Origin of the sequence: Roseovarius sp. (assembly GCF_965277045.1) — a bacterium.
GTDB lineage: Bacteria > Pseudomonadota > Alphaproteobacteria > Rhodobacterales > Rhodobacteraceae > Roseovarius.
On record NZ_OZ255712.1, the window covers coordinates 1,447,635 to 1,460,337 of the forward strand.

At 65.8% G+C, this 12,703-nt stretch carries 12 protein-coding genes; 5 read left to right on the forward strand and 7 right to left on the reverse strand.

Annotation, left to right across the window (positions count from 1 at the left end; genetic code table 11):
- Positions 1-55 precede the first annotated feature (55 nt).
- Both ligA and recG read left to right on the forward strand, forming a co-directional pair.
- Complete coding sequence (gene ligA / locus ACQY4V_RS07115; protein ID WP_428516151.1) at positions 56-2,332, forward strand: NAD-dependent DNA ligase LigA; 2,277 nt, start codon at positions 56-58, stop codon at positions 2,330-2,332.
- On the forward strand, positions 2,329-4,419 hold the full coding sequence (recG, locus tag ACQY4V_RS07120; protein ID WP_428516152.1) for an ATP-dependent DNA helicase RecG: 2,091 nt from the start codon (positions 2,329-2,331) through the stop codon (positions 4,417-4,419). Before ligA ends, recG begins: the two co-directional genes overlap by 4 nt.
- Before the next feature lie 14 nt (positions 4,420-4,433).
- Here recG and ACQY4V_RS07125 read toward each other — a convergent pair whose 3' ends face one another.
- Positions 4,434-4,754: a hypothetical protein gene (locus ACQY4V_RS07125; RefSeq protein WP_428516153.1), complete on the reverse strand. Its 321-nt coding sequence runs from the start codon at positions 4,752-4,754 to the stop codon at positions 4,434-4,436.
- Positions 4,755-4,972: 218 nt separating this feature from the next.
- On the opposite strand from ACQY4V_RS07125, the gene ACQY4V_RS07130 reads away from it, so the two are divergent.
- Together ACQY4V_RS07130 and ACQY4V_RS07135 are read left to right on the forward strand one after the other, a co-directional pair.
- Positions 4,973-5,095, forward strand: a complete 123-nt coding sequence (locus ACQY4V_RS07130; RefSeq protein WP_428516154.1) for a hypothetical protein — start codon at positions 4,973-4,975, stop codon at positions 5,093-5,095.
- 273 nt (positions 5,096-5,368) lie between these two features.
- The gene (locus ACQY4V_RS07135; protein ID WP_428516155.1) at positions 5,369-6,241 is read left to right on the forward strand and encodes a cation diffusion facilitator family transporter; all 873 of its coding nucleotides are present in this window, start codon (positions 5,369-5,371) and stop codon (positions 6,239-6,241) included.
- 22 nt (positions 6,242-6,263) lie between these two features.
- On the opposite strand, the gene ACQY4V_RS07140 is transcribed toward ACQY4V_RS07135, so the two are convergent.
- Positions 6,264-6,722: an iron-sulfur cluster assembly scaffold protein gene (locus tag ACQY4V_RS07140; protein WP_428516156.1), complete on the reverse strand. Its 459-nt coding sequence runs from the start codon at positions 6,720-6,722 to the stop codon at positions 6,264-6,266.
- A 67-nt stretch (positions 6,723-6,789) separates the two neighbouring features.
- On the opposite strand from ACQY4V_RS07140, the gene hisI reads away from it, so the two are divergent.
- The gene (gene hisI, locus ACQY4V_RS07145; protein WP_428516157.1) at positions 6,790-7,152 is read left to right on the forward strand and encodes a phosphoribosyl-AMP cyclohydrolase; all 363 of its coding nucleotides are present in this window, start codon (positions 6,790-6,792) and stop codon (positions 7,150-7,152) included.
- 27 nt (positions 7,153-7,179) lie between these two features.
- On the opposite strand, the gene gluQRS is transcribed toward hisI, so the two are convergent.
- The 5 genes from gluQRS to ACQY4V_RS07170 all read right to left on the reverse strand — a co-directional run bounded on the left by gluQRS (position 7,180) and on the right by ACQY4V_RS07170 (position 12,650).
- A complete protein-coding gene (gluQRS, locus tag ACQY4V_RS07150) occupies positions 7,180-8,019 on the reverse strand; it encodes a tRNA glutamyl-Q(34) synthetase GluQRS (RefSeq protein WP_428516158.1) in 840 nt (279 codons plus the stop codon).
- Complete coding sequence (locus ACQY4V_RS07155; RefSeq protein WP_428516159.1) at positions 8,016-8,630, reverse strand: class I SAM-dependent DNA methyltransferase; 615 nt, start codon at positions 8,628-8,630, stop codon at positions 8,016-8,018. Before ACQY4V_RS07155 ends, gluQRS begins: the two co-directional genes overlap by 4 nt.
- Before the next feature lie 12 nt (positions 8,631-8,642).
- Positions 8,643-10,007, reverse strand: coding sequence for a methylenetetrahydrofolate--tRNA-(uracil(54)-C(5))-methyltransferase (FADH(2)-oxidizing) TrmFO (gene trmFO, locus ACQY4V_RS07160; protein WP_428516160.1), 1,365 nt, complete (start codon positions 10,005-10,007; stop codon positions 8,643-8,645).
- A 39-nt stretch (positions 10,008-10,046) separates the two neighbouring features.
- Positions 10,047-11,396, reverse strand: a complete 1,350-nt coding sequence (locus tag ACQY4V_RS07165; protein ID WP_428516161.1) for a cytochrome-c peroxidase — start codon at positions 11,394-11,396, stop codon at positions 10,047-10,049.
- Positions 11,397-11,861: 465 nt separating this feature from the next.
- Positions 11,862-12,650 (reverse strand): enoyl-CoA hydratase, encoded by a 789-nt coding sequence (locus ACQY4V_RS07170; RefSeq protein WP_428516162.1) that lies wholly within the window; start codon positions 12,648-12,650, stop codon positions 11,862-11,864.
- Positions 12,651-12,703: the final 53 nt, after the last annotated feature.

Sequence of the window (12,703 nt, forward strand, 5' to 3'; positions counted from 1 at the left end):
AAGGCATTAACACTTCGGAAACGGAGATGATCGCCAGACGCATCGAGGACAGGGCATGAGCACCGAGACACCCGTGGACGAGCTGACCGAAGAGGACGCGCGCACCGAGCTGGAACGCCTGGCGGACCTGCTGGCCAAGGCCAACACCGCCTACCACCAAGATGACGCGCCAGAGATCAGCGACGCCGAATATGACCGGCTCAAGGCCCGCAACGCCGCGATCGAGGCGCGTTTTCCCGGCCTGAAGCGCGCCGACAGCCCCAGCGACCAGGTGGGTGCCGCCCCGGCCGACGGTTTCGCGAAAGTGACCCACGCGGTCCGGATGCTGAGCCTGTCGAACGTGTTCGACGACGCCGAGGTGACCGAGTTCGACGACCGCATTCGCCGCTATCTCGGCCTCGCGGCCGATGCGCCGTTGGACTACACCGCCGAGCCCAAGATCGACGGGCTGAGCCTGAGCCTGCGCTACGAGGGGGGCAAACTGGTGCAGGCCGCCACGCGCGGCGACGGTGCAGTGGGCGAGAACGTCACCGCCAACGCGCGCACCATCGACGATATCCCGGTGACGCTGACAGGCGCGCCGGAGGTGCTGGAGGTGCGCGGCGAGGTCTACATGAGCCATGCCGATTTCGAGGCGCTGAACGCGCGCCAATCAGAGAAGGGCGCCAAGACCTTCGCCAACCCGCGCAACGCCGCCGCGGGCTCGTTGCGGCAGCTCGACAGTAGCATCACCAAGGCGCGGCCCTTGCGGTTCTTCGCCTATGCCTGGGGCGAGGTGAGCGAAGCGCTGGCCGACACGCAGATGGCCGCGATCGACCGACTGGCCGACCTGGGGTTTCAAACCAACCCGCTGACCGCGCTGTGCGACGGCCCGGCAGAGATGCAGGCGCATTACGACGAGATCGAACAACAGCGCGCCAGCCTGGGCTATGACATCGATGGCGTGGTCTACAAGGTGAACGACCTCGACCTGCAACGCCGGCTGGGCTTTCGTAGCACCACGCCCCGCTGGGCCACGGCGCATAAATTTCCGGCCGAGCTGGCCTGGACCACGCTGGAGAAGATCGAAATCCAGGTGGGCCGCACCGGCGCACTCAGCCCGGTGGCGCGGCTGACGCCGGTCACCGTGGGCGGCGTGGTGGTCAGCAACGCCACCCTGCACAACGAGGATTACATCAAGGGTCGGGACAGCAAGGGCCAGGAGATCCGCGGCGGCAAGGACATCCGCGTGGGCGACTGGGTGCAGGTCTACCGCGCCGGCGACGTGATCCCGAAAGTGGCGGACGTGGACCTGTCGAAGCGGCCCAAGGGGACGAAGCCCTACGACTTCCCGACGGTATGCCCCGAATGCGGCTCCGAGGCGATCCGCGAGGAGGGCGATGCCGTGCGCCGCTGCACCGGCGGTCTGATCTGCCCGGCGCAGGCGGTCGAGAAGCTGAAACATTTCGTCAGCCGCGCGGCCTTCGACATCGAGGGGCTGGGGGCGAAGCAGGTCGAGGCGTTCTATCAATTGGGATGGATCGCTGAACCGGCGGACATTTTCACGCTCAAGGCGCGCGACAACGGGGAAACCAAGCTTCTGAAACCCGCGTCAGAGGTCGTCGCGAGCTGGACGACCGGAGACGGTGAAGAGCGCGCCTCCCGCATCGAGGCACGGCGCGAGCTTTTGACGACGATGGGCGTCGATCCTCTGGAGGACTTCGAACCGGCTTTGACGCGGATTTCGGCCAAACCTCTTGCCGACATCAAGGGCTGGGGCGAGAAAAGTGCCGAGAACCTGTTCCAGGCGATCGACGAGAAGCGCGACATTCCCTTCGGCCGCGTGCTCTTCGCGCTTGGCATCCGCCACGTGGGCGAGCAGGCCAGCACCCTCATCGCGCGCAGCTATGGGCGCTGGGAGGCGTTTACCGAGGCGATGGACGCCGCGAAAGACTGCGAAGGCCCGGAATGGGACAACCTTCTGTCCATCGACGGGGTGGGCGAGGTCATGGCCCGCAGCCTGGTGACCGCCTTCGCACAGGAGCATGAGCGCGAAAGCATCGACCGGCTGACCGCACACCTGACGATTCAGGAGGCGGCGGCCCCGGCCACCGATGGCAGCCCCGTGGCCGGAAAAACCGTCGTCTTCACCGGCACGCTGGAAAAGATGACCCGCGCCGAGGCCAAGGCGCGGGCCGAGGCTTTGGGCGCCAAGGTGTCGGGCTCGGTCTCGGCAAAAACCGACCTGCTGGTGGCCGGGCCGGGGGCGGGCAGTAAGGCGAAGAAGGCCGCGGAGCTGGGGATCGAGACCATCGACGAGGATGGCTGGCTGGAACTGATCGGCGACGCATGAGCACCCGGCCCGAAATCCTCTTTCCGCTTTTCGCGGAGCTGGAAACGCTGGAAGGCGTGGGGCCGAAGACTGCCAAGACGCTGGAGGCGCTGCATATTTCCAAGCCCCGCGACCTCTTGTTCACGCTGCCGCATTCCGGCATCGACCGGCGCAAGCGCGACACGGTGCAAGGCGCGGACCTGCCCGGCACGGTCACGGTCGAGGTGACGGTGGGCCGGCACGATCCGCCGCGCAGCCGGGGACGGCCCTATCGCATCCAGGTCGAGGACAGCAGCGTGGCCTTCCAGCTGGTCTTCTTCAACGGCCGCGACGACTACCTCAATCGCGTGCTGCCCACCGGCGCGCGGCGCGTGGTGTCGGGCAAGGTGGAACTCTTCGACGGGATGGCGCAGATGGTGCATCCCGACCACATCCTGCCCGTGGAAGAGGCTGGCGAAATACCGGATTTCGAACCGGTCTACCCGCTGACCGCCGGGGTGACGCAAAAGACGATGGCGAAGGCCGTGCGGTCGGCGCTGATGCGTGCGCCGCAGTTGGCGGAATGGATCGACGGGTCACAGAAGGCGCAAGGCAGCTGGCCCGACTGGCACGCGGCGCTGGAGCAGGCCCATTCCCCCGCGAAGATGGGCGATCTGGCGGCGACCGATCCGGCCCGCACGCGGCTGGCCTATGACGAGTTCATGGCGCACCAGCTGACCCTCGCGCTGGCCCGCGCCAGGATGCGGCGCGGCAAGGGGCGGGTGAGCGAGGCCACGGGCCGGTTGCAGGCAAAGGTCCGCGCCGCCTTGCCCTATACGCCCACGGGCGCACAGGCCCGCGCCATCGAAGAGATCGCCGCCGACATGGCCGCGCCCTTGCGCATGAACCGCCTGCTGCAGGGCGACGTGGGCGCGGGCAAGACGCTGGTGGCGCTCATAGCGCTTCTGGTCGCGGTCGAGGCGGCCGGGCAGGGGGTGATGATGGCCCCCACCGAGATCCTGGCGCGGCAGCACCTGGAAGGGTTGCGCCCGCTGGCGGAGTCTGCGGGCGTGGTGCTGGAATTGCTGACCGGCCGCGACAAGGGGGCCGAGCGGCGCGCCAAGCTGGAGGCGTTGCAGCGCGGCGATATCCATATCCTCGTGGGCACCCATGCGGTGTTCCAGAAGGACGTGGAGTTTCACGATCTGCGCCTGGCCGTGGTGGACGAACAGCACAGGTTCGGCGTGCGCCAGCGGCTGGAACTGGGGCGCAAGGGGCAGGCGGTCGACGTCCTGGTGATGACCGCGACGCCCATTCCACGCAGCCTTGCGCTGGCGCAATATGGCGATATGGATGTCAGCATCCTCGATGAAAAACCGCCGGGTCGGAAGCCGATCAAGACCGCGCTGACGAACATGGCGCGCATGCAGGAAGTGGTCGAGCACCTGAGGGGCGCCATCGCCGAGGGGCGGCAGGCCTATTGGGTCTGCCCGCTGGTCGAGGAATCCGAGGTGATGGACCTGACCAGCGCCGAAGAGCGGTTCAGGCACTTGCGCGCCGCCTTGGGCGAGGGACGCGTCGGGCTGGTGCATGGCCAGATGCCGCCCGCCGACAAGGACGCGGCCATGGCGGCCTTCCAAGCGGGCGAAACCAGCGTTCTGGTCTCCACCACGGTGATCGAGGTGGGGGTGGACGTACCCAACGCGTCAATCATGGTGATCGAACGGGCCGAGCATTTCGGCCTTGCGCAACTGCACCAGCTGCGCGGCCGCGTGGGGCGGGGGGAGGCGCAATCGACCTGCCTGTTGATGTACCAGGCGCCTTTGTCGGAAGGCGGCCAGCGCCGGATGGACACGATGCGCGAGACCGAGGACGGATTTCGCATCGCCGAGGTGGACCTCGAGATGCGCGGCGTCGGCGACCTTATCGGCACGGCGCAATCGGGCCTGCCGCGCTTCCGCGTCGCGGACATGGAGGCGCAGGCGGGGCTGATGGCCACCGCCCAGACCGATGCGCGGAAACTGCTGGCCGACGACCCCGACTTGCAGTCAGAGCGCGGGCAGGCCGCCCGCGTCCTGTTGTGGCTGATGGGCCAGGACGAGGCGATCCGTCTGTTGTCCGTCGGCTGACATCGCCGCGCCGGTCAGAAGAAATCGAAATGGTCGGCTGTGGCGAGTTCCGGGACCGGCTCCGGCTCGGGCACCACGTCCCGATCGTCGCTGCCGGATCCGCCTGTCTGATAGCTGCTGACGAAAACGTCCGTGACGCCGTAGGCGGTTTCTTCGCCACTGCCCAACGCCTTGAAATCGAATGCGTCACAGGCAGGGTCCTCGGGCGCGGTCTGCACGTCCGGCAAGAGCAGAAAGCTCTCGGGTGGGTCGAACGCGTCGCCTGCGTCGTCCCGCGGCACCGACGTGCCCATGGAAAGGATTTCGATCCACTTCTTGTGATCCTTGTCCGCCATTGTTCCACTTTCTTTCCTGTTGCGATTGGTAACTGGAAGTCGCAGCCGGGCGGGGGACGGTTCAAAGAAAAAGTTGCAGCCAATATTCGTTATTCATCAGAGGTTTGAACGATGTTGTCCGCAAAAGTTCGCAGATGTTCTCATAAAGTTCTTTACAAAAGCCATCTAAAATGAGAACAAAGGAGCAACAGAAGTTCACGGCACCAAGGAGCCACCCGATGCTGACCCAGATCACGACCGCTGCCAAACGCTCTGCCGACACTCTGCTCGGTGATTTCATCGGTGGTGCGGCGCTGGTCGTCACGCTGGTGGGCGGGCTCTACCTGCCGGGCCTGATGTAACGGTTTCTGCCTGCGTATATCCCTCGCGCGTCGCGCTTGCGTCTCCTGTCCCCTTTGACGCGGCTCGATACTGTCCCATCGTCCGGGGTTGTTGCCTCTTCCCCTGACACGACGCGCCGAAGCGGATCACGCATTCCTGCCGCCGCCGCTGTACCAGCGTGCGGCGGTTTTTTTTTGCTGCGCCGCCAGAGTTTCTTCGTACGAAGAATCTTTGGCCCTACCGATTGCAGCGCCCCGTGACCGGTGCGATGTTGCGCGCGAAAGGACGGGCCGATGCACGATCATTCCCACGCCCACGGGCACAGCCACGTTCCCAAGAAGGAACGCACCATTGCCATCGCGGCAGCCCTGACGGGCGGCTTCATGTTGGCGGAACTGGTGGGCGGCCTCCTGTCGGGCTCGCTGGCGCTCTTGGCCGATGCGGGACACATGCTGACCGATTTCGCCTCGCTGATGCTGGCCTGGTTCGCCTTTCGCATCGCGCGGCGGCCGGCGGACTGGAAACGCACCTATGGCTATGACCGGTTCTCGGTGCTGGCGGCCTTCGTCAACGGCCTCACGCTGTTCGCCATCGCGATCTGGATCGTGATCGAGGCGGTGCGGCGGCTGGCCCAGCCGGTCGAGGTGCTGGGCGGTCTGATGCTGTGGGTGGCGCTGGCGGGGCTTGTGGTGAATATCGCCAGTTTCTGGGTGCTGACGCGCGAGGACAGCGACAACCTCAATATCCGCGCCGCGGCCCTGCACGTGGCGGGGGACCTGCTGGGCTCCGTCGCGGCCATCGTGGCCTCGCTGGTCATCCTGTGGACGGGCTGGATGCCCATCGACCCGATCCTGTCGGTGCTGGTGGCGGTGATCATCCTGCGTTCGGCGCTGAAGGTCGTGCGCGAGAGCGGTCATATCCTGCTGGAAGGGGCGCCCGGCGGGTTCGACCGGCGCGAGGTAGCCGAAGCGCTGACCCGCGACGTGACAGGCGTGGCCGAGGTGAGCCACGTGCATGCCTGGCAGGTGACGCAGGAACGCCCCATGGCGACGCTGGACCTGTCCGTGGCCGAGGGGCACGATCCCGAAACGGTCAAGCAGGCGGTACGCGAGGCCTTGCGCGAAAGCTACGGCGTCGATCACGCGACGATCGAAGTGGTGCGGTGACGAGAGTCTTCGTTTGAGGACTCTATGCGCTGCCGCAGGCGGTGGCGCGGGCCTCTTCCATCGCCTCCGCCGTGGCCTCGAGCGTGAGCAGGATCGAGGCATGGCGGTTCTTGTAGTCCTGCGCCGGGCGCAGCACTTCCAGACCGTCGAAGGGCGCAGGTGGCGTCGGGCCGTCGGATTTCAGCATCGCTTTCAGCGCATCGCGCGCCTCGACCACCTGGGCATAGGTGCAGCCGATGATGCCACCGCCCACGACGCTCGCCGCCGCCTGGCCCAGGGCGCAGGCCTTCACCTCGGCGGCATAGTCGGTGATGCGGTCGCCGTCGGTCACCAAGTCCACCGTCACGGTCGAGCCGCAAAGGGGCGCACGGCGTTTCACCGTCGCCTCCGGCGCATCCAGCCGCCCGTGATGCGGGATGTCGGCGGCCAGTTCCAGGATCCGCGCGGAGTAGAGCTTGATCAGGTCGGTCTCGCCGCTCATGGCTTTCCCTTTCGTCGTTGACCCCATAGATAAGGGCTGACACCGGCAAGGCAAAAGGTTTTCTGACATGGAATTCGATGTTTCCAGCTTGCGCTTCAACGACCAGGGCCTGATCCCGGCCATCGCGCAGGATGCGGCCAGCGGCGAGGTGCTGATGATGGCGTGGATGAACGCCGAGGCCGTGGCCCGAACGCTGGAGACCGGGCGCGTCATCTATTGGAGCCGCTCGCGGCAAGCGTTCTGGGTCAAGGGCGAAAGCTCGGGGCACGTGCAGACGCTGGTGGAGTTCCGGGTGGATTGCGACCGCGACTGCCTGCTGGTGTTGGTCGACCAGACCGGGCCGGCCTGTCACACCAACCGGCGCAGCTGTTTTTACACGGGTGTACAGGACGGGCTCGAGGTGGAGCTTATGGCGCCCGTCGCGTCGTGAGTATTTTTTGCAAGAAAAAGCCGGGCGTTACAGCCCGATCATGATGCGGATATCGCCGGGTGTTTTGCCGGCCTCTCGGTAGGTCAGTATGCTGCGCGCATCGTCGCGCTTGGCGAGGCGCTTGCCGTCTTCGTCGCGGATCAGGCGGTGGTGGTGATAGTGCGGGATCGCGTGGCCCAGAAGGCTCAGCAGGATGACCTGGATCGGCACGAAGCCGAACAGGTCCTCGCCGCGCACCACGTCGGTGATATTTTGGCCGATATCGTCCAGCGCGGAGGCGAGGAAATAGGCCACGATGTCCTCGCCCTTGCGGCTGAGCACGACGTCGCCGATCTCGGCCAGGGCATGGTCCGGGTCGATCCGATGCGTGCCGGTATGCAACGGGCCGGTTTCTTCGAAGTCAGGATAGACGCCGCCGAAGTGATCGAGCGCCCGGTCGAGATGCAGGCGCAGCGCGTCGCCGGGCTGGCGGCTGGCCATGTCGCGGTGCTTGCAGGTGCCGGGATAGACCTCGTGGGTGACGCCTTCCTGTGGGGCGGCGAGCGCGGCCTGGATCTGGCTGCGGGAACACGAGCACGGGTAGAGCAGGTCCATCGCGTCGAGCCGGTGCAGGGCCGGGTCATAGCTGGTCAGGTGCTCGGACTGGCGCAATACAGGTCCGTCCCAGGTCAGGCCCAGCCATGTCAGGTCGTCGAGGATCTGCGCATCCCATTCCGGCTTGCTGCGTTGCAGGTCGGTGTCTTCCATCCGCAAGAGGAACGCCCCGCCACGCGCCCGGGCCATGTCATGCCCCAGGATCGCCGAGAAGGCATGACCCAGGTGCAGCGGGCCGGTGGGTGACGGGGCAAATCTGGTTCTGAATGTCACGCTTTTTCAATGATGTATACGGTTGACTTGATGTTTTGGCCGGGCAAGTGCGGTCCGTGCTCGCGAAAGAGCAGCCGCGCCGCGCCGCAATCGAGCCAGCCGTTCAGCGCGCCTTCGTATTGCGGGTCGGCCAGCGCATGGTCATTCAGGCTGAAGCCCAGAAGGCCGCCCTTTGGCAGCGCGCGCATCACCAGGTCGAGGGTCGAGGCCGGGGCCGCGCCGGTGCCGATCACGCCGATGCAGGTGATGGCCTGGTAGGCCCCCGCCGGGATCGGGGCGGGATCCGACAGGTCGATGGGTGTCAGGCTGCGGTAGACGGCCTTGCGCCGTGCGCCGTCCAGCATCTCGTGGCTGGGATCCATGCCGTCGATGGTGGAGAATCCGGCCAGTTTCAGCGCCAGGCCGGAAAGGCCCGTGCCGCAACCATAATCCAGCAGCGGCGCCTCGGGCGACTTGGCGAAGCGGAACATCGCCTCGGCCACGCGACCCGGCCTGGCATAGCCGTTCGCGGCGATTTCGGCGTCGTAACTGGCCGCCCAGGCGTCATAGAGCGCACGGGTTTCGTCGGGATCGGCCATGGCATAGGCCTTGTCGAAAAAGCTGTCCTGCATAAGCGCAGAAAATCACACGGTTTCGCCTGCGTCCACCTGTGTTTCACCCAGCCAGCCGGTCCAGGCCGCCTTGGCCCGGTCGGTATAGGCCTTGTAGCGGTCGCGCCGGCCGCGCCGCCCGCCCTTGAGGCCGTCGACGGGACGGAAGAGGCCGAAATTGACGTTCATCGGCTGGAATGTCTTGGCCTCGGCTCCGCCGGTGATGTGGTGGATCAGCGCGCCCATGGCGGTGTCCTGCGGCGGCGCGGGAAGGGGGCAGCCCAGGATCTCTCCGGCGGCCAGACGCCCGGCCAGAAGACCCATGGCGGCGGATTCGACATAGCCTTCGACGCCCGTGATCTGCCCGGCAAAGCGGATATGCGGCTTGGCGCGCAGGCGCATCTGGTCGTCCAGCAGGGTCGGAGAGTTCAGGAACGTGTTGCGGTGGATGCCGCCCAGACGCGCGAAACTGGTATTCTCCAGCCCGGGAATCATTTTGAAAACATCTGTTTGCGCGCCGTACTTCATCTTGGTCTGAAAGCCGACGATGTTGTAGAGCGTGCCAAGCGCGTTGTCCCGGCGCAGCTGAACCACCGCCCAGGGCTTTACTTCCAGCTGATGCGGGTTCGTGAGGCCCACGGGCTTCATCGGGCCGTGCCGCAGCGTTTCGCGACCGCGTTCGGCCATCACCTCGATCGGCAGGCAGCCGTCGAAATAGGTGGCCGTCTCGCCTTCGTGAAACTCGGTCTTGTCGGCGGCCAGCAGGGCGTCGATGAACGCCTCGTACTGGTCCTTTGTCATCGGGCAGTTGAGGTAGGCGGTGCGCTCTTCCTCGGTTTCGCCCTTGTCATAGCGAGACTGCATCCACGCCTGGGACATGTCGATCGTATCATGGTAAACAATCGGCGCGATGGCGTCGAAAAAGGCCAGCCGGTCGGTGCCGGTCTCGGCGGCGATGGCGGCGCCCAGCCCTTGCGAGGTCAGCGGCCCGGTGGCGAAGATCCAGCGGCCATCGTCGGGCAGGGCGGTCACTTCGCCTTCCTCGATGGTGACGTTGGGATGGTCGCGCAGCCGGGCGGTGACGCCTTGGGAAAACGCCTCGCGGTCCACGGCCAGCGCGCCGCCCGCGGGCAGGCGGTGGGTCTCGGCCATTTCCATGATCAGCCCACCCGCGGCGCGCATTTCCCAATGCAACAGGCCCACGGCGTTCTGCTCGTCATCGTCCGACCGGAAGGAGTTGGAGCAGACCATCTCGGCCAGGTCGCCGGTCTGGTGCGCGAAGGTGCCGACCTTGGGGCGCATCTCGTGGATGACCACGCGCACGCCCATTTTGGCGGCCTGCCACGCGGCCTCGGACCCGGCCATGCCGCCGCCGACGATATGTAGTGTCTCTGTCATGGCCCCGCATTTAAGGGGTCGCGGGTCATTTGGAAAGGGTCAGCTGTCGCCCGGCAGCCCGGCCACCGGCAGGCCCGAGGGCACGGTCTCGGGCACGCCGAGGCGCCCCTTGCGCGAGACCGGGTCGGTCAGCGCGTCGAGAAAGGTGACCAGCATCGTGATGTCCGTGTCCGTCAGAGGGATCCGGGGCAGGGTGGCGGCGGCGTAGATGTTCAGCACCTCGGCCTCGTCCTGCATCGCGGCGTCCAACCCGGTCTCATCGGCGCCGATGTCGGGCAGAAACGCCGCCTTGAGGCCGGGGTATTGCGCCAGTCCCGCGCCGGGGTCGGCATGGTGGCGGATCATGGCGCCAAGGTCGCGATAGGCGCCGTTATGGCCATAAGGCGCGGTCAGCGCCACGTTGCGCAAGGACGGCGTGCGGAACTTGTAGGCATCGCCGGGATCGCCCGTGATCGCCCCGAGGCCGATATCGGAATTGCCGTTGGCCCCGTGCCCCTTGCCCGGCCCGATCTGGGGCAGGCCGATGGCATGAAAACCGTGGTCGGTCTGGAACGTGCCGGAATGGCAGCCGCCACACCCCGCCTTGCCATAGAACAGCGCCATGCCGCGCAGCTGATCGTTGCTCAGCGCCTCGTCCCGGCCCGAAAGGAAGGCGTCGAACGGGCTGTCGGTGGCGCGAAACTCGTAGGCCACGAAATCGGCCAGCGCGGCGGAGATATGGGTGATGTGCAATGGCTCGTCAGGGCCGATCAGCCATGCGAAGCGGCGGCGGTAGTCGGGAATGTCCGAGACCCGCTCGGCGATCTTCTGCCAGGCACCGTCATAGCCCGCGATCCGGCTCTGCGCCACGGCGTCGGCGATGATGTTCTCGCCCGGGTGGCCGGCCATCTGGTCCATCGCGACCAAGGGCAGCAATGCCTGCGCGGCCAACAGGCTGACCGGGCGCTCCAGCAGAAGCTGCTCGGGGAGGCTGATGCCGTACCGCTCGGTCTTGCGGGCGCTGACACGGCCGTCATGGGTAACGGCGGTGAACTCCGTGGCACCCAGGTTGAAAAGCGGTGGCGCATTGCGCGCCAGGCGCTTGGGCGGGTTGTCGGCGGCGCGCGTTCGCGCCGGGCCCAGACCGCGCCCACCCTCGCCAAGCGACAGCGACACGCCGTCGCCGCTGGCCATTTCGGGATGGTGGCAGGTGGCGCAGGCGATGTTGCGATTGCCCGACAGGATCGGATCAAAAAACAGATCACGGCCCAGCAGAACCGACGTGGCCCCCGGTGTGGGAAACGCCGCGCGGTTTGCCGGGTCGGGCAGGTCCGTGGCCTCCGATGGGATGGCCAGAGAGAGGCTGGCCAGGAGGGACCAGATGCCGAAGACCGCCACCCGAGATGTCATAGCGCCGTAACCATAGCGTCGTGCAAATCCCACACGATGCCCCCGCCATACGGTCTAGCGGATGGAATATGGCGACAAAACGGCAAATGCGGAAAAACTGTGGCACGGCTTTGGAAACACTGCCGAGCGCCGTGGAGCTCCTGCAAGAGATCAGTGTTTGCTAGGCTGATCGTGAGGTTGGCGCGACGAATGTAAAATGAGATGCTAAAAAACGGACCGGGTGATCCTACTTTGTGTCGCACCAACCTCGGGTTGATAATGACTGAATTGAGGCGTCGATAAACCGGCCAAAGCGGAACACAGAGGACGCGATTCGTTAACAATCGGTTAATGTGTTGATCTGCGAGCAGGAATTCCGCGATTTTGCTACTCTACGGCGTTCGACAGCCCCCGTCTGGCGCCCGAAACTCCACCGTGAGCAGAGGTATTGCGCGTGAAATGCCGCCTATACGTGATTCTTTCGCGTCAGTCTTGGCTCCACTCGGGCGTGCGCTTTTCGATGAAAGCGCTGATGCCTTCCTCGGTGTCGCGCCACATCATGTTCTCGACCATAACCTCGCCGGTGAACGCATAGGCATCGTCGAGGCCCATTTCCAGCTGCTTGTAGAATGCCTGTTTACCGATCTTCACCGCCGCGCCCAGCTTGGCGGCGATGGTATGGGCCAGATCGTCGCCGGCAGCGTGCAGTCCGTCATGTGGCACCGCGCGGTTGATCAGCCCCAGTTCGATCGCGCGGTCGGTCTCGATGAATTCGCCCGTGGTCAGCATCTCGAACGCCTGCTTGCGCGGGATGTTGCGGCTGAGCGCCACCATCGGCGTGGAACAGAAGAGCCCGATATTCACCCCGTTCACGCCGAACCTTGTGCCCGTGGCGGCAACGGCCAGGTCGCAGGTCGCCACCAGCTGGCACCCGGCGGCGGTGGCGATGCCGTGGGGCAGAGCGATCACCGGCTGGGGCAGGTCCCGAATCGTGCGCATCAGTTTGCTGCAGCGTGCGAAGAGATCCGCGAAATACGCCTTGCCGCCATCCTCGGCCTGGCGACCTTGGGTCATTTCCTTGAGGTCGTGGCCCGCGCAGAACGCCTTGCCTTCCCCGGCCAGCGTGACCACGCGGATCGAACTGTCCGCCGCGATGTCATCCAGCGCGGTCTGCAGCGCCTCCAGCATCCCGTCGCTCAGCGCGTTCAGTTTCTCGGGCTGGTTCATCGTCAGACGGGCGATGGCGCCGTCATCTTGGCGTTCCAGGATTGTCATCTTGATCCTCCTCGGGGCTTGTGCCTTCTTACGCCGGCACGCGCACGGAGGAA